Raw genomic sequence first — 24,250 nt, 5'->3', positions numbered from 1 at the left:
TAACCCCTGAAAGACTTTTATGTAATAAAAATGATTTACTCAAACAGAATTAGCACTAGACTGCTGCCGCTTACGTATAGCATTGACACCCATCACAACTGTGACAAGTTCATAGTCATCTAAGTCAGAACTATAATTATTCAAACAATAAGCCCCAGGCATCATCCAGCTATTCGTTTTGGAAAAAGACGCTACCGTTTCCCCATTACTTCTTTCAATATTGTATTCCTTGGACATGGCAGGGGATGTTATCTCGAACTCGCCTCGGCCAAAAGCCTCATACGTGAATCGCTTGGAGAAGAAACTGATTCGGGCCTTTAACAACCCAACAGAGCGTCCATCAGCAGCCGTAACTTCCCACTTTCCCCATTGAAATTTACCCCCGAATAAGAGGTTATCTGCCAAATCATACACGTCCAGAGAGGAACCGAAGGCACCTTTCAGATCCAAACTACCGATCTTGCCTCCGGATTCGTTCATAATATCGCCAATCCCCGCGTTAAGAAAATTGTCTTTGAAATACAATTTCATTTCGGTCTCCTCCTTATGACTACTTATTCAAAAGGATATCGTAATCCCCACTGCCTACGAACCTCATCTAGTAACTTCATTATATTGAGAGATTCGTCGAGAGAAATGACGGAACTCTCAGTAACACCAGTAAGGAGACAACGTCCAACCTCTTCAGCTTCAAACGCATAACCAATTGCCTCTCGCTCATCAGTATACTTCTCTACTTCCTTCCCATCCACAAACAAAGTCGCTGACTTTGCTTCGAGGAAAGATGGAACATGGATCATTCCTTCTGTTCCATAAATATAAGCATCATTTCTGAGTTGAAGGCGAATAGCTCCATTTAATGTAGCTGTTCTTCCCTCACCATAATCCAAGAGGAGTGAGAACTGCTCATCAACTCCAGTCTCTCCAATATGCACATTACTCTGTATTTTCTCCGGATGGGGCCCAAATATCATCGATGCGAAAGACACTGGATAAATACCGATATCCAGTAGCGCGCCTCCTCCTAGATCAGGATTAAGCAATCTTCCTTGTGGATTCCAATCCGCTCGAAATCCAGCGTCTGCCTTCAACAACTTCACTGTACCGATACGGCCTTCCTTAAGCCATTTTCTTACCTGAACAATGGGAGTTAGGAACCTGGTCCACATCGCTTCCATCAGGAATAACTTACTTTGCCTAGCAGTGGTAATCAGTTCTGACAGTTCATCACTATTGACCGTAAAAGGCTTCTCGCACAATACCGCCTTGCCAGCCCGCAACGCTAGCAATACATTCTCACAATGAAATGGATGTGGTGTTCCAACATATAAGGCCTCAACCTCAGGATCGTTCACCAAGTTCTCATAGTTAGCATAAGCATGTGGAATGTTAAACTTAGCCGCAAAACGATCTGCACTTTCCTGACTACGTGATCCAACTGCATAGGCTATTCCATTGTTAACATGAACCAAATCCTGGGCAAATTGTTCAGCAATCCATCCCGTACTCATAATGCCCCACTTTACTTTTCTAGCAGTTGATTGATTCATATAGTTCCTCTTCCTCCTAGCAAGCTTGATATAGGGTCCCTCAGCTCTATTTTACCAATTTGCTCTCCAGATGACTATCTCGCCCGCTCCTATTCAAATGGATATTGCAGTTTCCATTGCTCTCTGACCTCGTCAAGTAATCTCATAACCCCTAGCGATTCCTCCCAAGGCATCATAGGACTTTCCCTGAGGCCATTAAGAATGCAGTTTCCGACCTCTTCTGCTTCATAGGAGTAACCTTTACCTGCCCGATCATCACAGAAAGTCTCCACTTCTTCGCCATTCACATAAAGCGTGGCTGAAGCGGCATTATGCAGGGAAGGAAGGTGGATATAGCCTTTCGTACCATGAATGTATGCTTCATTCTTCAAATCAAGACGAACTGCTCCGTGTAGACAAGCAGACCTGCGTGAGCCATAAGAGAGAATCAATGAAAATTGTTCATCCACGCCCGTTGTACCGATGTGTGCAGTACTCCATACCTCTGTGGGTGAGGACCCAAAAATCATAGAAGCAAAGGATACGGGATAAATCCCCACATCCAACAGTGCTCCTCCAGCAAGATCAGGATTCAGCAATCTACCTTCCGGGTCCCAATCACTCATAATTCCAAATTCCGCTTTTACCAATCTCACATCGCCAATTCTACCTTCGGACAACCATTGTTTAACCCTTACCATAGGTGGTAAAAAGCGCATCCACATGGCTTCCATTAGAAATAATCCCTGCTTCCGTGCCATTGAAATTAACAGTTCAAGCTCATTACTATTCACTGTAAATGGTTTCTCGCACAGCACGGATTTGCCCGCACGAAGACTATTCATCGCATTCTCCTGATGAAAAGGATGTGGTGTCGCAATATAGATCACATCAACCTCTGGATCATGGACTAACTCCTCATAACTTCCATAGGCACAAGGAAGATTAAATTTCTCGGCAAATTCTTCAGCACTTCCTTCCCTACGAGAACCAACCGCATAAGCTTCCCCATTTGTCGTGTGTACCAAATCAGCTACAAACTGTTCGGCGATGACACCGGTCCCCATAATGCCCCATTTGATCTTTCCATCTTTACGTATGTTCATAATCTACCTCCTCCATATTAGAACAAAGCGAACACTCTATTAATATGTACCCAATATATGAAAAGAGCCCGGCATCAGTTAAGAGACTGATATCGGGCTAGTATGGTCTGGTCAATTTCTAATATACGACGGTAACGTCAGCTATTAACGAATAGCTCCTACAGCTTTCATCCATGCATCAGCGATGAGTCCATGTCCCGCTGGGGAAGGATGCACTCCGTCCGGTGCCCAAAAGTGAGGCTCAGCTTGGGTAGAAGCTGCTGCAAAAAGTCCATCAAGCGGTATGTATATCGCGCCAAATTCACGGGCAAGCTCCCTAGCGACTGTGATTTTTGGATCCAAATCCTCACGCCATTTCTTACGATCTTCTGGTACTGGAAGTACAAAAGGCTCGATAAGAATGAGGTTAGCATTCAACTTCTCTTGTGTACGAACAATAATATCTCGATAAGTAGCTTCAAATTGTGCTGCCGTTGTCTCTTGCCCCTCATCATATCTCCGCCACGTGTCATTAATTCCGATATATATCGACACCCAAGTTGGTTTCAGATCCAGACAATCCTCATCCCAACGGCCTTGTAAATCAACAACTCGGTTACCGCTGATTCCACGATTCAGAAAAGAAAGATTCATTTTGGGATACATATGTCCCAGTTGGGAAGCAATCAGAAGCGAGTATCCTACACCAAGAGATGCTCCATCTTCATAATTACGGCCTGCATCGGTAATGCTGTCACCTTGAAATAACACCACGTCGTTATCTTGTAATAACATATTGTGATTCCTCCAGTCACTAGCTTATATAGTCGTCCACATAGTCATTATAATTCAAAACCATATTGGCGAATATATACAATTAGTTATAAAATTTGCTCATTAGGTTCATCTTTAATTATCAAAACGAAGTTTCTCGCAATCGGGGTATGATATAATCACAAACGTAAATGAATTGAAACCGTATTACGGAGGATGACGAATGCTTACTTTTGAACAAAAACTTGATATTCTACAATCTTTTCCAGAGTTAGAACGCAGAGACGTCTCTTTAGGACGTGTGAACTTCCATTATGAAAATAGTGCCTACGACAAGAAAACCGTCGCATACCATATTCATCCGAACGGCAACGGTTATATTTATGCCGGACTACTAAAGGGATATCCGGTTGATGAGAAAGGGCTTGTCAATATTCGCGAATATACGGAAGCTGAACTACGACAAATTGTGGAGCAATCGATTCGCTCTCTCTCGGTGGGCGTGAAGGAAAATGTGCTCGCTCCTGTGACTACGATAAGTAGGGACAATGAGATCCCAAGGAAAGAAAGTCCAGGTGGCTTATGGAGTGATCCAAATGGGCAATTACTTACGCTGAAATGTGAAGATGACCTTTGGTACATCTATTCCGGCCAGAGCTTGGAAATGGTATTTGAAACCCGCGAAGAAGCTGGTGAATACTTGGCAGAGGAAGGTTTTGCGCCTCAGAAAGTATAGCTCTGTGAGATGGCTGATGAGCTGAGGATTTTCTGTTAATATTTCCTGTTAATTTAATCTCTTTCCCCAAGTTAAATAATTAACCTCAATGAACACCGTCCCGGATTTACAACCCGGAGCTTCGGATTCGTTGAGGTTTTTTTGTTTTGATCTTCTTGTTTTTTCATTCTGTTTGTGGATTTATTGAGCATCTACACGATCCCAAACGCTTCTCATTCCTATGTGGTATCGATTACCCCAAAATTAATCTCAAAAAAATGTTTGAATTTAGACACAAAATGTTCAATAATTAGATATGTCACAAAATGTTCACATTTAGAACTGTGAGTCACTAAAAAGGAGCTGATACTTCATGCCCGATCAAAGAAGTAAAGATGCCAGTAACGTATTCCTTTTAATCATTGCACTCGGCACGTTCTACGCCGCTTTTTATACGATATTTACCCTTCTGTGCATTCATGGATGAAAGTAATAACAATAAGGGACTGCCCTCGAGTAGATGGATCTACTTCATGAGGACAGTCCCTAAATTAGGTTTGTATTTTATTGAGCGCTATCCAGCGCCTCTTGTGGCACTTTAATTTCACTAATTTCGTTGTACTTGGAGGAGGTAGTCTTCATGACCATGTTCATCGAAATGTTTGCACCTTCCTGTTCCATTTCCAGAACTAAGTCTACGTTAGCTCTAGTAGGAAGATAAGTGTCTTTATTTACGGCTGTAGTAATCTTAATGCTCTTGATATTCATTTGCTCTATCATGGCCGCCGTATCCTCCGCATTTCCTCCGGAACGACTCATCAATTCTTTCGCCAGACCTTTAACAGCATCACCTGATACATCTGCTGTCAATACATATTCATCGCCTTCTGCCGTAATTACGGTATCTTTAGAAATCGTTTTGAACTGTTCTAATTGCTTTTGTGGATTAGCCGAATCCTCGATGCTGGCGAGCAACTGCTCTCGTGTCTCATTAGGTTGTTTGGACCAAACGCCACCGACATTTACAAATACACCTTCTTCAGTAACATACTGCTTCATATCTGTATCGCCTTGACCAGGTAGCGTCATTTTTATTTCTTGAACCAACTGCAATGGATCTTTGATAATATCACTTGTGATCTTCATTATAATACTCTGCTCTTGTTTCTGATCCCCTTGTGTTATGACCATGTCCTGATTCATTTCCGCTACCATCGATAAGCTCTTCAAATCCTTAGAAGCGTCCGCAGATTTCTGAAGTAATTCTTCGAGTGTAGGAACTGTTGCTGAATCTGCAGTTCCATTAGCTCCTGCTACTTTATCTGTATTTCCCCCGTTAGCTGTATTGCCTCCATTAGCTTCTTTGTCATTTCCACATGCTGTAATTCCTAACACCAAAATCATAGCCATTAATCCTAAAGTCCACTTTTTCAAGTATTCGTCCTCCCAAATTTTGAGTTCTTAATCCATTTAACCAAAGATAAGTTATACTTAACAGATCGATAAGTCTCATTTTAGCGCGACATGATCATATTCATTTCCTTAGTTTATGTTGCTTAATTTTATATAATATCATATAAGAACTACTTCAGGGAGGACCCTTTCGTTTGAAAAATCTTCTAGTCACCGGTTACCGAGCCCATGAGCTTGGAATTTACGATAATAAGCATCGAGGTATTCCTTACATCCGCCAAGCGATCGCCTCTAGGTTAATTCCTTTGCTTGAGGAAGGTCTGGAATGGATCATTACACCTGGGCAATATGGTGTGGACTTATGGGCTATTGAAGCAGCATTGTCATTAAAGCCTGAGTTCCCTCATCTAAAATGCTCCATCATCACCGCTTTTAGTAATCAAGAAGAAAATTGGAAAGACGAGAAAAAAAACTATTATCAGGATATTATTCAACGTGTAGATTATTCCGCTGCAGTAAGCAAAGAATCGTATATCGGAAAATGGCAGTTTCTCGCTAGGGACGAGCTATTGTTTCGAAAAACAGATGGAATCCTGCTCGTCTATGACGAAGAGGCCGGCGAAGCCAGCCCCAAATTCGTTAAAGATCGTGCGTTGAAGAAACATAACAACGATGGCTATATCTACCTCAATATCGGCATGGAAGAAATCCAATCCATCGCCGACCAAGAGGAGTAGGGACAGGGGGACAAAAAAAGGGACAAGGTTTCTGTTCCCTTGTCCCAGATCTTTTATAGTCCTACTTGCTCTAGCCAGAGCACGATCATTGCTGCTACCTGCTCACGAGTTGATATTGTGGAAGGCTGGAACTTATTCTGACCTGTTCCTTGTATGATCCCGAGCGCCTTCGCTGCTTTGATGCTCTCCTGCGCATAACTGGAGGCTTCTCCTATATCCGTAAAGGATTCCTCATTAATCCCCGCAATCTCCTGCAGTGAGTGTGCAGTTACGTAAGTGTAAGCCTTCATCAACATCGTCGTGATTTGTTCTCTGGTTACCAACTCATCTGGTCGGAAAGTACCATCTGGATATCCAGAAATGATGCCCATCTTATTCAGCATGGTCACATAATCCCTATAGTAGCTGTCTTCCTGTACATCGGCTAACGCACTCGCATTCGTACCCGAACCAGCTCCCATATCTGCCTTCAGTCCAAGCGCCCGACCCAACAATGCTGCGAATTGACCTCTCGTAACGTTTCCTTTCGGGTCAAACCGATCAGTGTCTTTACCAGTCGCTATATGTTTGGCAGCAAGAATTCCAATAAATTCCTTCGCCCAGCCTGGTTTCACGTCACTGAATACCTTGTTGTATTCCATGACAATGAATTGACCCATACGGTCACTTTGGAATGTTAATGTGCCATCCTTCAGCTTACCGCCCAGATATTGCAGCGAACCATCATCTCCGATGAGATATACTCCCACCTTGTTCTTGTTCGAGATACTGTTTAATGTCGCCTGATCCAAATTAAGTTCAATAGTAAATGGACCATTTAGATTGATATGAATTGGAGTACCCGCTAAACCATCTATCACGCTCACAGAGAAATCATAAATGGCGCTGAGTGGACGATATGCTCCATCTAGTGCAGTGATATTTCGTTTAAGCTCTTCTGCTTTGTCTGCAGCAACTACATTTTTGGAGAAAATAGCGCGTCCACCTTGATTCAATGAACCACTGTCAATGGCTCCCGATGGAAGCTTCACTACCCCATCCGGGAGTTGAAGTTGTAAACCTACGTTTTGCGATTCTGCCTTCTTCAATACATCAGCTGGAAGAATCACATCGACCGATTCACCAGCCGTAACACCTGTCACATGGATCGTTACCGGCTCATTCTTCTTCGCTGCAGCTGCAATGGCTTGCTCCAAGCTTGCAGCAGATACTTCAACCTCTTTGTTTCCGTTCGCCCCAGTCTTAGCTACTACTTCCAGAGTCGAAGAAGATTCGGCTGACTTGGATGGGGTAGCACTCGGTTGAGCATTAGAGGATGATGAGGAATTTGACGATGAACCTGGCGATGGAGTCGGTGTTGGTGTTGGACTTGGTGTCGGTGTTGTACCCGGTGAGTCCGTCTTCTCCGTCAGGACAACTGTTCCACCGTCCAAATTGCTTGGCAGCGTGAACGTTATTTGCCCCTCTTCATCACTTTCAATCGTGACCTTACTGTATTGATCCACAAATTTCGTGTTCGGAGAACCTTCAATCTTAAATGTAACTTGTTGCGCCTCCGTCTTCGTGTTTATTCCTACATAAACACTCTTCCCCTCATACGTACGAGAAAATACATCGTAACCTTGAACGTTAGATCCAGCCACTGATTCACGAGTTCCCTTGGAGAAAATCTGCGAATATTGCCCACGGATGCTGAGCATCTTCTTGTAATGATCGTAAATATGATTATAAGTTGGGTCAGACAAACCGTTCCAGTTGAAGTCATAGCGATTATCACTATATCTGCCAATATCGAAATTAGCGTTCAATCCAGATTGTCCGAGCTCTTCCCCATAATAAATTACCGGTTGTCCCTTAGAGGTAATCTGTAATGAAGCTGCCACCTTTTGTTTACCTTGCGCTGCACGTAGAACCTCAGCATCCAGCGTTCCATTTTTGAATTTAACCCTGTCAGTTTCGCTTAATGTTGAGATTAGGAATCCATCTTCATCATGACTGCTAAGAAACTGTCCCATCGTCGCTGTATTGTCTAACTTACCGTTTCTCGATTGAAGTTTTTGTTCTGCAGATTCAATATTTCCATCTACAAACTCCCTAGCAATTCCTTTGAAGGCAAAATCGAGCTCCGAGTCCATGGTTCCGCTGCGCAGATAACCTCCATCATTATCAACACTGGCACCAAAATTCTCGCCAATCATTTTGAACGCTGGATTGATTGAAGTCATTACATTCTTGAAATCCATCCAGGTCGTATCTTCCACATGCTTGATCGTATCGACGCGGAAATAGTCGATTGTATTCCCTTTGGACGTTTTTGATTTCTCAATCCAATCCGATTGCCAAGCTACAATTTGCTCACGTACGGCAGGATCCTCCGTTATCAAATCCGGTAAACCAGCTACATTATTGCGAATGATTGGATCTTCATTTTCGCTGCGCAACATGCCATTGAACACACCACGTTCCGCATCCGTTGGAAGGTTCGTTACACCGTTCGTAACCCAGGCTGGAGTCAATTTATCCATTCCGTACCCGGTATGGTTCAATACAACGTCTACCATGACCTTAATTCCATTATCATGCGCTGTATCGAGTAGTTGCTTGAAGTCGTTCAAGTCCCCCAAGTGCTCGTCAATCGTCGTAAAATCTTTAGCCCAATACCCATGATAGGCGTATTGTGTTCCACCAAAATCTACACCTTTATTAAAATCAATATTATCGACAATAGGTGTGATCCAAATCGTATTGATCCCTAGATCCTTAAGGTAACCTATTTTCTTAGTTATTCCCTTGAAATCACCACCATGGTAGGACTCCAAATGACTCTTATCATAACCTTCACCGTTTGGATCATCGTTAGTGGAATCACCATTAAAGAAACGATCCGTTAGCATAAAATAAATCCGTGCTTCATCCCAATCAAAATCGTCTTTACCTACGGTCTGCCGCGTTTTCACAGTAACCTGGGCAGTCTGTGTATGTTTATTTCCATAAACATCTATAACCGTAACAGGAATAGATTTAATTCCGGCTGAAACCGAATCCTTCACTGCGATCGTAAGAGCCTTAAGCTCTATATCGATCTTAACCTCAGACTTACCACCAAGTGAGCTTAAATTTGCATAGATCTGTCTGATTTCATCCTCTGCAATGCCGCTCAAAGAGATCCCGAGCACGGCATTTTCATTGTATGAAATTGCTGACGGCTTCACCTCAGATTGAATACTCACATTCGTCCGCTTATAAGTGATAACCGACTTTCCGTCTTTAATATTGGTAGGATCACTAAGTTCCGTGGTCACGCCATCTTTTGTCACTAAAAAGGTATATTCATGAGTCCCTTCAGTCAGTGAATTAAGGGTGTATTCATACAATTCATCATTCGCATTGTACTGCATCAGGTATGTGGAACCATTGATTTTCAACTCGACACGATCAATAGTATCCATCTTATCTTGCTCAAACAATGTTTGATCCCTATAAGTGAAAGTCGCCTTACCATCTTCTAAATGCGGAGGCATCGCAGATGGCAGTGTGCGGAACGGTCCCTGTCCCGCTTGAACGACTACTTTGGTCAGCACTTGCGTTCCGGTTATAATCTCACGATCATAATCCTGATCAATAACAACCCAATCAGTGCCCTTACGTATCTTGAATCCGATTTTCTGAACGGTAGAACCGATCGGAATCGTTGCTGTTGCAGTGTTACCGTTTATTTTCGTAAATTTAACTTCACCATCCGATTTTCCTGTGTTCCATGTCCAAATATTCCAGCCATCAAATTGTCCATCCTCTCTGACATAGTCAAAGCGGATTGACCTTTCAGCAGGTTTAATTGCCTCAACATCTGGCTTCGAATAAAATACCTGAGCAAGACCCTCAACTAGCCAAACCTCGACGGAATTCCCATTCTGTATAGATGCTTTTACTTGAGAATCCTGAGCAGCCCATTCTTTGTCAGCTGTACTCAAGCGAGGAATAATATTAAGTGAAGACTCCGTAAATTTAAATGTACCTTGGGCAAATCCATCCGAAGTCTCATGAGTGAACTTAAAACCCTTACCACCCACACCATCAGGCCATAGCCACAAATTCCAATCCTTGGCGGTATGATCATAACGGTAATAATTAATGGTATACGAGTTCATCTTCTCGACGATGGAAATTTCCTGTTGCGAGGTATTACCGTCATAAGTAGCGATAACCGTTACCTTCTGACCAGCTGCAACTCCTGGCTCAACAATCAGTTTATCATTCGTGAGCGATACACCCGTTATAGCTTCCTTTAGTGACCATGTAGGAGAGATAGATTCTTTGGTCCCGTCCGCTTTCTGAAGTGACGCCTTTAGATCCAGCTGTGAACCTGTTTCAACAGTACTATCCGAATTAATAATTATTCCTGGAACGATAGCTAAAGAATTGCCGTTACTTTTGTTAGGGTTTAAGGAATCAAGCATATCCCCGCTCCAGCTACCTAGCGTTGGGATAAACTTATATTCATACGTCCCAGGCGATAATGGAATTGTTAAACTAAACACTCCATCTTTCTTAGTTAACGGAATGGCATCATTTTCATGCCAGTCGTTCATGGCACCAACGAGATAAAGTGTCTCTCCCGTATACTTAGAATTAAAAGTAACCGTCCCGTCCCCATTAATGACAGGGCTTGTTAGTTTATTTTTTGTTAAATTAACTGTCTTTGTTAGCGTCCAAGTATCGTAAATTCCTTCAATTTTAATTGTTCCAGGTTCGACGGCACTGTCGATAATTAGATTTTTCTGCTTGCCGTCGCCTACATCTGAAACTGTAATACCTGAAATAGCATTACCAGAAGAGTCAGTCACATTAAGTTGTACCTTCTCAGTAACATCTTTATCGCCCGTATAATATACTGCATTTATAACGGTTGAGGTACCAATCTGTACCTCATCATCCATATTAATTTTAATCCCTGGTACAGAAAGTCCTGGATTACCATCCTTTATAACCGTAGTATTTAGAGGATCTCTCTTCCAGTCGTCTTTTCCATTCGAATCATATGTTGCCAGACCGTATGCATACCAACCAGCTTCGATTTGACGACTCACGGACCATGTATTGTCCGCTCCCTTATCTAGATCTATTGCTGCCCAGTTATTATAGAATTCTCCCTTTACAATTACTCTTGCATCCGCTTCGGCACCTTGATAATTAAAAGTAACCTCAGCTCCCGAAGCATTACGAGTCCCGATAACCGGGCTCTGCAGCACCTGACCTTCAGTACTTTGTGCTAGAATTGTCGGTTGATCGCCCTCTGCCTTAACTACAGGCTGCAGGTTTGTGGAGAAGCTCAGCACCAAACAAATAATAAGTAACCAGGAAAGCACCCTTTTCATTCCACGATTCATTCCCTTAATGACCTCCTATACATTTTGATATCTGTCTTCACATAGGCTGTTGGTCTTTTGCTCTCTTTCTACTCATAAAATAATGCAAACGTTTGTACGAAAGAGCGCAATAATAGATATAATCTCATGCAACTCAAAGTAAGCGCTTTATATCTTGCGATTATCATACAATATTTGGATCATCCGTCAACCAGTTCGAATATCATAAAGTACTATTAAATCAGCCATTATCCGTTATTTTCATCCAATTCCTCTCATTATCTTTAATTTATAATATATTTATTAATATTTCTGTTCTAATGAAAACGTTTGTTCATTTTTAGTGTTCAATATCACATTTTTCAGAATATTTTTGTGATTTGTCATATATTTTAAAAATAACTCGTCCGTTTCAGGAAAAATTATGCTAATATATCCTTAGAAATCGCTTACAGTTGGGCATGTCATCGTCCGATGGACAAACGTTTGCATTAATAACTACAAATTTTTAGGAGGTCACTTCAAATGAGTGAGAAGAAATTACCTACTGTTGCTTATTTCAGCATGGAATTTGGACTTCATTCTGATTTCAAAATGTACGCCGGGGGATTAGGAATCCTTGCTGGAGACTACATCAAAGGTGCTAAGGACATTAATGCCCCTATCGTACCTATCGGATTGAAATGGAAACAAGGATACACGGATCAACGAATTGATGCAAACGGTAAGCCCTACGACACGTATCACAACTATGTCTACGATTTTCTTGAAGATACAGGGGTCAAGGTAAGCGTAAAAGTCAGAAATGTCGATGTGATTTGTAAAGTATGGAAAACAGATAAATTCGGCAATAATCCACTTTATTTACTCGATACTGACATCCCTGAGAACAGTGATGCTTGGATTACCGGCCAACTATACGGATGGTTTGGTGAAGAACGGATCGCACAGGAAATCGTGTTGGGCATCGGTGGTGTCAAGGCCATGCGCGCGCTTCAAATCCCGATCGACGTCTACCATTTTAACGAAGGTCATGCTGCACTTGCTGCCATTGAATTAATCCGTGAGAAAATGTGTGCAGGCCTCACTTTCGAGAAAGCTTGGCTGGCAACTAGAGAAGAAGTCGTATTCACGACCCATACTCCAATCAAAGAAGGAAATGAGACTCATCCACTGGAACGTCTTGAGTATATGAGTGCTTTCAACGGTTTGACTCGTGATCAAATGGAACGCATTGGCGGTAATCCGTTCAACATGACAATTGCTGGACTTCGCCTATCCCGCATCTCTAATGGTGTAGCTGATCTTCATGCCGACACTTCCAACAAGATGTGGAAAGAAGTCTCCGGCAGATCCGAAATCATCGGAATTACAAATGCGATTCATACCCCAACTTGGGTTGATGAACGCATGACCAACGCTTTTGAAAATGGTGGCGACTTATGGGCAACCCATACGGAGATCAAGGGCGAACTCATTCAGTTCATCGCTGAGCGTTCCGGAATCGAGCTAAATCCAGATAACCTGTTGATCGGTTTCTCACGTAGAGCAGCTCCTTATAAACGAAGTGATCTGATCTTCTCCCAACCGGAAATCATCGAGCCTTATTTGGAAACAGGTAAAATCCAAATCGTCTTCTCTGGGAAAGCTCACCCGCTTGATGACACCGGTAAAAGAATCGTCAGCAACCTTGTAGCTATGATGAAGAAATATCCGAAGGCCGTCGTGTTCCTAGAGAACTACGATATGACGATCGGAGCACAATTAACTCGCGGATCAGATATTTGGCTCAATAACCCACGTAGACCACTTGAGGCAAGTGGTACTTCCGGAATGAAAGCCGCCATGAACGGCGTACTGAACTGCTCGATTCTTGATGGTTGGTGGCCAGAAGCTTGTATCGATGGCGAAAATGGTTGGGCAATCGGCGATGGTTTCGAAACAACGGACTTCGCCGTACTTGATCGCCACGATAGCGAAGCATTGTATGACACCCTATTGAACCGCGTGCTCCCGACTTACTATGAGAACCGTGCGAAATGGGTAGAAATGATGCATAAGAGTATTGAGACTACACGCGAGGAGTTCGCTACAAAGCGGATGCTTGAAGATTACTACAACAAAATGTACATCAAAGCTTAAGGTTATTTTAGAATAGTGCGCTATACAAAGAAAGGCTGGGTACCTTCTCGATTAACGAGTGGTCCCAGCCTTTTACTCTTCATCAGCTTAACTTCTAGGTTAACAATAGCTTACATCCCGTTAAAACAAGACCAACGATAAACCCGCATACGGCCCCGTTCACCCGAATCCATTGTAAGTCATGCCCCACCTTATCCTCGATAAACTCAATCAAAGAATCATTGTCGAGCTTATTTAAGTTTTCTTCCACTAGCTCACCGATTTTCGAATAGTGCTTCTCCATCAAGGAAACAATTTGCTCTTGAATCCAATTTTCGGCACGATCCACTAACTCGGGTCTCCGGTCAATTTCTGCTACCATCTTCTCCATGAAAGGAACAAGAAGCTCCGTGCGGAACTCATCACTTCCAATGTAGACTGCCAAATGTTCCAAGGCCCGTTCTGTCATTGCGTTAATTTTATCGCTTTCCGCCCCCTTCTCGACCAATACATGCTTAAGGCGTGACAGTTCATTTAACAGAGAAGGTGACTTAGAGAGCGACAATAACTCTTTCTGAAAGAAAAAGAGTAATTTATATCTGTCTTGATGATCCGGAATCTGTAAATCTGATATTTTATCTAATATAAAAGTTTGCAGCACCGAGCCTAATTTCTCTTCATTCAAATAGCCCATGAATGCACCCAGCGCAAACTTCATCAAGCCGTTGACTTCCAACTCCGAAATACGCTGCATTGCCATTTTCCCAAGGAAATCTTTCGTAGAATCCAGCTTCACCCATTGTTCCGCTCGTTCCAACGCGAAATCAAGTGCCTTCTCGTCATAGTCGTGACTAATGATTCCCTTGATCAATTTATCCAGCAGCGCACCTTCATCAAGACGATCTAAGTACCGCACCAGCATTCGCTTGGCATATTCTATTACCGTGTCCGTAGGTAAGCTTCTCACAGCTGTCTCAAGTACACCAGCAATCCCTCTTTGAAAAGATTCCGACTCTACGGATTCCTTTAATTTTTGCAGCGCAATATCCGTAATGCGGATTTGCTTTATTTTAGCCCGAATACTTTCTTGATTCAGTAGCTCCGTCTCCACCATGGTAGTGATCGCCTTCGTCATTTTATCCCGATTCTTAGGCAACAACGCCGTATGAGGAATCGGAATACGCAGCGGATGACGGAAAAGTGCCGTAACGGCGAACCAGTCTGCTAGTCCTCCGACTAGACCTGCTTCAAATCCGCCCTGTAGAAGGGCAAGTCCCGTTCCCGAGAATGGGAGGGTTGCCACAAATCCCGCGCCCATGACACCCAGCGAAATTTCGGCCATACGATTCGATTTCTTTTTTGTTGTATTCATTAGTCTCTCACCCACTGTTTAGTTGTTTCGTTAGTTCAATTTAACCATAAAGTGGGTGCAATAGCCAAACTATCCCCTGAGCCTTTGTCTATTTAACATGTAACTCAAGCAATCTCGCACTTCTTCGAGTTGGAATTTGAACACTCAAACTCCCCTGTTCTCTATTCCATTGGTAAGATAGAGTGCCTTCCTGCGGATAGCCAACCTTAACAAGAACCTCTCTGCCAACTAAATCCGGCATGTATAATACGCAGGTATCCTTCTCCCCTTCCATACGCCATACTGCCACGTAACGAGTCTTACCGCAATCCAGACCATAGCTGATCCAAGGATCATAGAATCCCGGTTTGCTAAGCGGCCAGAATGGCAGCCCCTCTTTGATGTCTCTGCGGATTGATTTATAGTACTGGATCCCTTCTTTAACAAGCGCAAACCGCTCGTCACTGATCTCTACCAAATGGCCACTCTGATGAACGCGGAGCAATAGGGTGTTAATCATGTTCATAATAACCTCTTCATTGTCTCCTTCACGAAGTGGATAAGACCACACTGCACATTGTTCAGGAGTGACGAGCGAGGCCGAAGCCGCAGCAATTACTGCATTCTTCAAATAATCCGTCTGGTCACTGCTGGATTGAATACTATGACGACTTAACAGAGCATAGTCCATACGCATTCCACCACTGCCGCAGTTCTCGATTACGAGCTCTGGGTAACGGGTAAACACTTCATCCAGCCATTCCAAATATGCCCGATTATGACTCAGCAAACCGTCACCTAAACTATCGGCAGCTTGGTCAGTTCCTACACCCGCATTAATGTTATAATCCATCTTAATATATCCAACACCATATTCAAGGACTAGACGATCGATAACCGTATCCGCAAACTCTCTAACTTGAGGATTACGGAAATCTAGTTGATAGCGTGAATGATCAATGACCCGTTTGCCATGTCTCATGAAGAACCAATCATCTGGCACCTCAGAGGCTAGCTTGCACTGAATACCCATAACCTCCAGTTCAAGCCACAATCCGGCGACCATCCCCTTCTTCTTGATGTGATCCAATACTTCCTTGATACCACCGGGAAAACGAGCCGGAGAAGGCAGCCATTCACCAACGCCATCCCACCATTCACCATCCGAGTACCAGCCACAATCAATGCAATAATACTCACATCCGGCTTCGGCTGCAGCATCAATGAGAGGCAAAAGACGCTCCGTGGTAGGATCACCGAACAAACAATTCATATAATCATTAAAAATAACCGGCAGCTTCTTATTATCCTCATTTACTCTTCTTATAGTTCTGCGATACTTGGTTAAATTGCCGGCAACCTCGTTGAATCCCCCAACTGTGCAGCCCACTGCCGCCGGAACACTCACAAACTTCTCCCCCGGCTGCAGTTCCTTCCACCACTGATGCTCTTGCTCGGTAGGACCACTAAGCTGCAAATAGAGTAGATGACTGATGTCACTAATTTCATATTGCCAGGAGCCATTATGCTCAATCTGCCAGAATAAAGATAAACCGCTCTCCATATTCTCCATAATCCCGGAGGGAGCATATTGTGAAGTAGACCAGGACCCCGTACTGCTGATAGAAATACGCTTCATTGAAAATTCGTTTATATCGTGCAGCCCTAGTTCAGGAAGGGAATATTCACTCCACTGTGACTCCCCAAACCAAGTGTTGTGAGGAATATGCAACCGGATAGCCTCATTTCTATGGGACAAGCCATCCTTATCCATACCTGTTAGTGCAAAAGAGGAAACATACTCCAGTCCAGCTGCCGTTTGCCCCTTATTACTTACCGTTGTCCAGCTTCGTACTATCGGAATCCCATTGTAAAATTGGAAATGACTCGCAACCTCGATCCACGTGGAATCATCATACTGCACAATTTCCAACGTCCGTCCTAATTCATTATGGTTGTCCTTCCATTCCAGCAGTCGCAAACGGTTACCCGGCATGGAGCCAGTATGTTTGGACCCATGGTGATCATTCTGGTTCTCTCCTGTTACGTGCACTTCAACCAAACGAAATTTACGTTTTCGTTTGTCGTCCCAGGATTCAATATCTGGATTCGGCTGAGCGGAAAAGTGTAAAAGACGGACATCTTTCGTATCACTAATCTCAAAAGTAAGATATAAACCGTTCTCTTCGATATATATGAACTGTGACATGTCTGCACCTCTTTAGTTAACTTTTAAATAGATTGATGAAGAACTATTCGCTATCATCCCTTCACAGAGCCTGCGGTAATCCCGCTAACGAACTGCTTCTGTAATCCTACGAACACTGCAATCACCGGAAGTGAAGCCATGACCACCGCAGCGAACATAATCGGATAGTTCGTAATATAACGTCCCATATACTTCGATAAGCCCAGCGAGAGTGTCTTGATGTCTTCGCTTCGAATGTACAGCAGCGGATTGTAGAAATCGTTCCAGATGGTAAGCAAGTTCAGGATCAGAACTGTAGTGACGGCAGGCTTACAGAGAGGCAGAATTACTTTCCAGAACGCTTGAATTTCATTACACCCATCAATAACCGCTGCTTCATCCAGCTCACGCGGAATGGTACGGAAGAACCCGCTTAGAATAAAGATTGAGAATCCCATCGTCGTAGCGATATAAATAATGATGACAGACCACATCGTATTGACGAGTCCTAATCTAGCCATCATGATGTAAGTCGGAATCATAACCGCTTGCGAGGGTACGATAATTCCAAACACAAAGTAAATATAAATTTTGTTACCCATTCTGAATCCTTGCCTTGTAATTGCATAGGAAGACAATGTACTAAATAACAGAATAACGGCTAGGGAAACAAATGAAATAATAAACGAGTTTTTGAAGTAAATCAGCATATTCCCCTGAATTAAAGCTTCCTTAAAATTCTCAAATACCGGCTTTCCGGGAAAGGAATATGGATTGTTGAATAACTCGCCCGAAGTCTTGAATGCACCAAAGAATACAATGGCGAGCGGGGTAAAGATCACTAATGAAAAGAGTACCAAAAGCACATATTGTAAAGGCAATAATCTATCTTTCATGTCAGTTAGTCCCTCCTCTATTAGTCCAGTTCCTGAGCGCGGAAAACCCTGATTTGCATAAACCCAACAACCATAATAATGAGTAGTAGAATCAGCGACATGGCTGCAGCGTAACCCATCTCCCCATATGTAAAGCCTGTTTTATAAATCAGTGTTCCCAGTACCTCTGTGGAACTGCTGACAGGTCCACCTGGCGGTGTAATGACATAAATCAGATCAAACACTTTTAGACTTCCAGTTGTCGAGAGCACCACATTCATCATAATAGCTGGCATTAACAAAGGGATCGTCACATTCTTGAATTTTCCCCATCTACCAGCTCCATCTATCTCTGCGGCCTCGTATAGGGATTCCGGGATCGTAAGCAATCCAGCAATAAAGATCACCATAGAATACCCCACATACTGCCACGCATTAATAAAAGCGATGGAGAACAAAGCTGTCGAGCTATCTCCAAGCCAATTATGCGTTAAGAAGCTGAGACCGATTGTTTCCAGAAATGAGTTTACAAATCCGTTAAGTGGATCAAACATATAGGACCATACCAAGGCCAGTGTCACATTGGACAGAACTACCGGCAATAAAAATACCGTCTTAAAGAAGCTGCTTCCGCGAAGCTTCTTCGATAGAATCAATGCAAACAGAAGCGCTAGTGATAATTGAATCACGATAACTGTAATCATATAAACCAGATTGTGCCACATAGCACTTACAAATTCCTTATCATCCGTAAAGAGACGAATGAAATTATCTAGTCCAACAAAAGTCATTGCCGCACTTTTACCGCCGTTCCATTTAAAGAAACTTAAATAGACATCACCCAGAATGGGCAGCATGAAAAAAATGGTATACACAAGTAGGGCTGGAACAGTGAACATGAACAGTATGGTGTTTCTCTTCCGACGACCAGCGTGCTTCTTGAGGGAATGTGTACTCATCTTTAGGTCACCTTCGATCCAATGAATTCATAAGGTTCAAGATGACTTGAAGAAATCTTGAACCTTATGTGATCTATCTATTGTTTCTAGCATCGTCCACAGACTTTTGAATTTCTGCAATCGCATCATCCAGGCTTTGGCCTGCTAAATATTTATTAACGCCTTCTAGAATTTTTACTTGCAGAGATTCAGTCGAAACCGTATGAGGCCAGTACAAAGTAGCATCGTCACGAGTAACAACCGCTGCAATTTTCTCAACGACCGGATTATCGACTTTAGAACCTGCTATAGATGGAACCGCAAGAGTTCCTAGGGCCAATTTCTCCTGATTGACTTTACCATTCATAAACGATATGAATTTCTTCGCTTCCTCTGGATGCTCCGTATTGGCGTTAATAACGCGATAAGTCCCGATATTAATATTTGGAACTGTCTTCTCATTACCCGGTACCATCATGAAGTCAATATCGATATCCGTGTTACGTTCCATCAAACTTGGGATATCCCATGTTCCAGTGATGATCATCGCCGCCTTCCCTTGACCTACAAGGTCTTTGGACTGCTCATGCTTCATTCCGGTCCATTCTTTCGGAACATACCCTTTCTCTACAAGCTCTTTATGTTTCTGAATCGCATCGACAAAGATGGGATCAGACACCTTCACTTCGCCGCTCTCCAGCTTCTTCGTCCAGTTTGCATCCGCACCACTATTAGACATAATAGAGCCCCAGAAAAATTGCGGAACCCACCACTCAGAGTCCATAGCCACGGGTATAATTCCTTTTTGCTTCAACGTTTCACATAGCGCAATAAATTCATCCCACGTCTGTGGAACCTGTAGTCCTAATTCTTCGAACATTGTTTTGTTGTATAATAGTCCATCGCTGTGCATTACCTCTGGAGCGCCGAAAACTTTACCGTCAATAGTTACAGGTTCCAGAGAAGCCGGGAGGAAGTCACTAAGGAAATCCGATCCGGTTAGATCCAAATATACTTGTTCACCTAATGCATTAAATTCAGCGAATAAACTAGGGGACCAGGTATCAAATATGTCCATCTTCTCCCCACCAAGAAGCCGTGTCTTAATCCCTGCGGTATAGTTGGCATTCTGGATAAAGTCAGTCTCTATCTTGATGTTAGGGTTTTGAGTCTCGAATTCTGCAATCGCATCATAGTAGGCTTTACCTGCTTGCGCCGTATCGAGTAAGTAACTGGAGTAACGAAGCGTTACTTGTTTGTCCGCCTTTTCTTCTTCTTTGCTGCTACCGCTGTTTGCAGTATTACCACCACCGCAGGCCGTTAATGAAACCGCTAACATCACGGTTAATAGCAATACCCATCCTTTACTTGATTTCAACATATCTATTCCCCTCTCTTCATTCCGTTGCTGTACAACTATTACTATAAAGAAGTTCGGCCGGTTCCTGAATAAACGTTCTTTACACGACCTTCCACTTTTTTTACCTACTATCCCTGCTCACAAATAGAAGTGCATACCAGGTATGCACTTCCTTTACTACTTCTAGCACTTTTTTTACCCACGATACTCTTCCGGAGTGACCCCTACGATCTTTTTGAAAATTTTACTGAAGTACGTTGTATTCGGATACCCAACCTTCTCAGCCACTTCATACACTTTGAAGTTTTTCGCCTCCAGGTAGTATTTAGCCTTATCGATTCTGACCTTTGTCAGGAAATTGATGAAATTCCCGCCAGTTTCCTGTTTGAAGATCCGACTTAAATAAGACGGATTTACATTGATTTGAGTGGCCACGCTTTGCAGTGAGATGTCTACAGCATAATCTCGCATAATGATAGCAATAGCCGAATCCGCATAGCTCTGCGGGGCAATCTCTAAAGTACGGCCATATTGAATTCCCTGCTCTAAATAACCCGTTACAAAGTCATGGATACTCTGAAAAGTTTCTTGCCCCAGTAATTGCTCGTACAGTGTTTTCCCCCCAGCTACAGAGGGCGGAGTACCAGGAAACCGTGAGCTGATCAATTCCATGACCCGAATATAAACATTACGTATGACTGTCTCCGAAATAGACTCGTTATTCAAAGCGTTTCTAATCACTTCCAATCGTTCCCGAAACTGACTGTAATCGTCTCCCTCCAATGCAGTCTTTAAAGCTCTCTCATCTTCCCTACTCAATATAAATCCATAACTATCGGAAGCAACCACAGTCGTGGCATGTTCATAATAGATAACTTTACCGGACCCTGCAAAAAAACGATTTCTGAGTGCCAAATCAGCTTCCTTATAAGCCGTCTTCAAGTAACTAAAGCTAGGAACGATGGAGCTTACACCAACAGAGAAGGAAATGTTGAGGAAATCCTTCATCGCTAACGTAATCTTATCGAACAACCGGTTAAGTTCCTCCTTAGGCCGCCTACCCTCGCTTTCCCCCGGTATATTCATCACCAAGAGATATTCAGCCGAATTCTCAATAATGATCTCCTTGGCCCACTTCTTTGGTATCATTTCCTCCAATATGTTGACGACCGCATATCGGAGTAGTTTCTCATCTTTCTCCACATATTTGGTCCGAATCGTCTCAAACTGATCTACCCTAAGCTTGAAGAGGAGCATATCGTCCGGTCTTATGGCAATATTTAAAGCAGAAATCTGTTGAAGTATTTCCTGTTCCTCTCGAAACCCGCTGAATATTTCTTTGAACAACGTTTCCTTCAAGTAACTTACACTTTGTTTATACTGCTCCGTTTGATCAGAATGACCTTTAGGGGCGGAGTGAGTTATTTTTTTCTTGACGGTATTAAGAACCTCAACTAACTGCTGTTGTTTGATATCACTCTTGATCAAATAATCAGCGGCCCCTAGTTTCAAAGCCTCTTGAGCATACTTAAATTCATCTACACAGCTTAAGATCACATATTGGCAAGAGTCCATCCATTGGGAAGCCTCACGAATCAATTCCAACCCATCCATGACAGGCATTTTGATATCGGTAATGATTAAATCGACACGGTGCTCCTGAACGATTTCAAGCGCTTCCCTACCATTAGCTGCTTCACCTATAATTTGAAAGCCCTGCTCCTCCCAATTGATCATCGACTTGAGTCCTATCCGCATGAGCAGTTCATCATCGGCGATTACTACATTGATCATGGTTGTCCTCCCCCATCTGACATCAATACTTGTGGAATTCTGATATAAAAAATGGTTCCCATACCTTGTTCACTTACGAAGTGAATTCCATAATTGGAACCGTAAATGCGTCTTAATCTATTATGGACATTGGAGATTCCGATGCCGTTAAAGTTCCCTTCAACGCCCAGAACATCTCGTTGCAAATGTTCGATCGTTTCCTGATCCATCCCTTGTCCATTATCCTTGACCCCGATAATAATATCCTGATTTTCCCGGTAAATGGATATCGTGATCGTCCCTTCATCTTCTTGTTCAGCGAGACCATGAAAGATAGCGTTTTCAACAATCGGTTGTATCGTCAGCTTCAAAATTTGATAATCCAATAGGATATCGTCAACCTCATATTTAACCTGAATACGGTTGAAATATCTTACTTTTTGAATCGACATATAGTGCTCAATATTGTCCATTTCTTCTCGAATGGGTACGAGAGCACCTGTATTATTCGCGGTATATCGCAGCATGGAAATTAATGCTTCAGTCATCTCTACTATTTTGTCTGAACGCTGCATTGAGGCAATCCACTTCACAGAGTTTAAGGTATTGTATAGAAAGTGAGGATTAATCTGCGCTTGAAGCGCCCGAATCTCCGCCTCGGATTTCTGTTCTTCTTCTTGATAGATACGTTCGACGAGTTGCTTCAACTCGGAACTCATCTGATCAAAACGGTTAGCAAGGAGACCGATTTCATCGTTTGATTGTCCTGAAGGGAGATGATCAAATTTCCCTTTCTCCACCAAACTCATATTTCTCATCAATTTCTTTATCGGTCTAGTCACCAGATTGGACAAATAAATGGAGCAGATAATCGCAAAACAAACCAGCATTACCACAATGATGAGCAAATTGCGCTTCAAGATTTTCCCTTCCACCGACAATTCCTCCAGTGGCATGTACAGATAGGTAGTCCACTTTTGCTCTTTAAATGGATTTCGAATCAGGATATAGTCTCTGCCCTCCGTTCGAACAATTTGACTCCCGTCGTTTATTAAGTCTTCCTTCGGATCCAAAGACAAGGTTTCCTTAAAGAGCTTGCCTATTTTACTATAATCACGGTTATAAATAATCCGCTCTTGATCATCAACAATCGTAAAAGCTGAACGCCGTTCTTCCTGGAGCCGCTCATTGACCTTGTTAATAAAATCCAAATCAATACTGATAACCATTACACCTAGCAGCTTTCCATTCTTTAGATCAAATATTTTACGGACATTGGAAATCGCCCAATTATCTTTACTTTTAGTCTGATCATCCAAATGGGTTGGAAGATTCATAACAACGTCTTCTGATTTCAAAAAATTTTGGAACCATGGCTCCTTCTTCGGATTATAAGTGTAATCAATAGGTTTATTGGAACTGATATATAGATTTTCTCCTTGATTCATATTGTAAATATAAACGGAGAAAGCCCGATCTTTCATCGTAATATAGTTCATCAATAAACGTGAGGCCTCATTCTCATGGGTCGTGCTGCTGTCGCGGAGATAATTCTGAATCGGGTAGTTCTCTTGGGAACTTGCTGACACATAGCTGTTTATTCCATAGCTGGAGACAAGTGAAATCTTCTCAATCTCATTTAGAAATTCTTCAATGCGGATATTCGACTGCTGAGTAATATCGATCAATAAATCTCTATATTTCTTCTCCAAAAGTTGCTGAGATGAAATATAAGAATTGACGGACATAATTAGAATAGGCACGATGATAACAAACAGGAAGGGAACAATAATTTTTGTTTTAATACTAATAAATCTGGATCGTTTGATCATTTCGTCACCACCAAATTTGATGTGTATCAATATACTACCGTTTTCTGCAAATTCCCAGTTATATATTGCCAAATCGATAAGCAACAAAAAAAGGGCAGAACAAAAGAGATATACTCTGTTGTGCTGTCCTTCTCCAATTCCTAAGTATCAAACTCATGCTCCGTTATGAAAGCTAATAATTGCTCCTCCATAA

Annotated in this window: 16 protein-coding genes; 3 read left to right on the top strand and 13 right to left on the bottom strand. The window is 42.6% G+C overall.

Going from position 1 to position 24,250, the window contains the following annotated elements; genetic code table 11:
• Positions 1-39 precede the first annotated feature (39 nt).
• The 4 genes from IEW05_RS02095 to IEW05_RS02080 all read right to left on the bottom strand — a co-directional run bounded on the left by IEW05_RS02095 (position 40) and on the right by IEW05_RS02080 (position 3,409).
• Positions 40-531, bottom strand: coding sequence for an LURP-one-related/scramblase family protein (locus IEW05_RS02095; protein WP_188535344.1), 492 nt, complete (start codon positions 529-531; stop codon positions 40-42).
• Between the two features lie 23 nt (positions 532-554).
• Positions 555-1,550: a Gfo/Idh/MocA family protein gene (locus tag IEW05_RS02090; protein ID WP_188535342.1), complete on the bottom strand. Its 996-nt coding sequence runs from the start codon at positions 1,548-1,550 to the stop codon at positions 555-557.
• Between the two features lie 89 nt (positions 1,551-1,639).
• Entirely contained in the window at positions 1,640-2,635 is a 996-nt protein-coding gene (locus IEW05_RS02085) for a Gfo/Idh/MocA family protein (RefSeq protein ID WP_188535340.1), read from the bottom strand.
• 144 nt (positions 2,636-2,779) lie between these two features.
• Positions 2,780-3,409: an SGNH/GDSL hydrolase family protein gene (locus IEW05_RS02080; RefSeq protein ID WP_188535338.1), complete on the bottom strand. Its 630-nt coding sequence runs from the start codon at positions 3,407-3,409 to the stop codon at positions 2,780-2,782.
• Positions 3,410-3,611: 202 nt separating this feature from the next.
• Between IEW05_RS02080 and IEW05_RS02075 the strand changes: the two genes are divergently transcribed.
• Positions 3,612-4,124, top strand: coding sequence for a hypothetical protein (locus tag IEW05_RS02075; RefSeq protein ID WP_188535336.1), 513 nt, complete (start codon positions 3,612-3,614; stop codon positions 4,122-4,124).
• Between the two features lie 543 nt (positions 4,125-4,667).
• On the opposite strand, the gene IEW05_RS02070 is transcribed toward IEW05_RS02075, so the two are convergent.
• Positions 4,668-5,537, bottom strand: a complete 870-nt coding sequence (locus IEW05_RS02070) for a DUF6612 family protein (RefSeq protein ID WP_188535334.1) — start codon at positions 5,535-5,537, stop codon at positions 4,668-4,670.
• A 173-nt stretch (positions 5,538-5,710) separates the two neighbouring features.
• Here IEW05_RS02070 and IEW05_RS02065 point away from each other — a divergent pair, with 173 nt between their 5' ends.
• On the top strand, positions 5,711-6,253 hold the full coding sequence (locus IEW05_RS02065) for an SLOG family protein (protein ID WP_188535332.1): 543 nt from the start codon (positions 5,711-5,713) through the stop codon (positions 6,251-6,253).
• A gap of 53 nt (positions 6,254-6,306) precedes the next feature.
• On the opposite strand, the gene IEW05_RS02060 is transcribed toward IEW05_RS02065, so the two are convergent.
• Positions 6,307-11,640, bottom strand: coding sequence for an alpha-amylase family glycosyl hydrolase (locus tag IEW05_RS02060; RefSeq protein ID WP_188535330.1), 5,334 nt, complete (start codon positions 11,638-11,640; stop codon positions 6,307-6,309).
• 504 nt (positions 11,641-12,144) lie between these two features.
• Here IEW05_RS02060 and glgP point away from each other — a divergent pair.
• Positions 12,145-13,761 (top strand): alpha-glucan family phosphorylase, encoded by a 1,617-nt coding sequence (glgP, locus tag IEW05_RS02055; RefSeq protein ID WP_188535328.1) that lies wholly within the window; start codon positions 12,145-12,147, stop codon positions 13,759-13,761.
• 94 nt (positions 13,762-13,855) lie between these two features.
• Here glgP and IEW05_RS02050 read toward each other — a convergent pair whose 3' ends face one another.
• The 7 genes from IEW05_RS02050 to IEW05_RS02020 form a co-directional block, all read right to left on the bottom strand.
• The gene (locus IEW05_RS02050; RefSeq protein WP_188535325.1) at positions 13,856-15,112 is read right to left on the bottom strand and encodes a DUF445 domain-containing protein; all 1,257 of its coding nucleotides are present in this window, start codon (positions 15,110-15,112) and stop codon (positions 13,856-13,858) included.
• Positions 15,113-15,200: 88 nt separating this feature from the next.
• A complete protein-coding gene (locus IEW05_RS02045; RefSeq protein ID WP_188535323.1) occupies positions 15,201-17,300 on the bottom strand; it encodes a glycoside hydrolase family 36 protein in 2,100 nt (699 codons plus the stop codon).
• Positions 17,301-17,353: 53 nt separating this feature from the next.
• Entirely contained in the window at positions 17,354-18,175 is an 822-nt protein-coding gene (locus IEW05_RS02040; protein WP_188535321.1) for a carbohydrate ABC transporter permease, read from the bottom strand.
• A gap of 20 nt (positions 18,176-18,195) precedes the next feature.
• Positions 18,196-19,113: a carbohydrate ABC transporter permease gene (locus IEW05_RS02035; RefSeq protein ID WP_188535319.1), complete on the bottom strand. Its 918-nt coding sequence runs from the start codon at positions 19,111-19,113 to the stop codon at positions 18,196-18,198.
• Positions 19,114-19,186: 73 nt separating this feature from the next.
• The gene (locus IEW05_RS02030) at positions 19,187-20,473 is read right to left on the bottom strand and encodes an ABC transporter substrate-binding protein (protein ID WP_229753226.1); all 1,287 of its coding nucleotides are present in this window, start codon (positions 20,471-20,473) and stop codon (positions 19,187-19,189) included.
• 174 nt (positions 20,474-20,647) lie between these two features.
• The gene (locus IEW05_RS02025; RefSeq protein ID WP_188535317.1) at positions 20,648-22,246 is read right to left on the bottom strand and encodes a response regulator; all 1,599 of its coding nucleotides are present in this window, start codon (positions 22,244-22,246) and stop codon (positions 20,648-20,650) included.
• Positions 22,243-24,057, bottom strand: coding sequence for a cache domain-containing sensor histidine kinase (locus IEW05_RS02020; RefSeq protein ID WP_188535315.1), 1,815 nt, complete (start codon positions 24,055-24,057; stop codon positions 22,243-22,245). The genes IEW05_RS02025 and IEW05_RS02020 overlap by 4 nt, the downstream gene beginning before the upstream one ends.
• Between the last annotated feature and the right edge of the window lie 193 nt (positions 24,058-24,250).

The organism is Paenibacillus segetis, from assembly GCF_014639155.1.
Taxonomy (GTDB): Bacteria; Bacillota; Bacilli; order Paenibacillales; family Paenibacillaceae; genus Fontibacillus; species Fontibacillus segetis.
The sequence above is the reverse complement of the archived record's forward strand: the minus strand, read 5'-3'. Positions and strand labels throughout refer to the sequence as shown.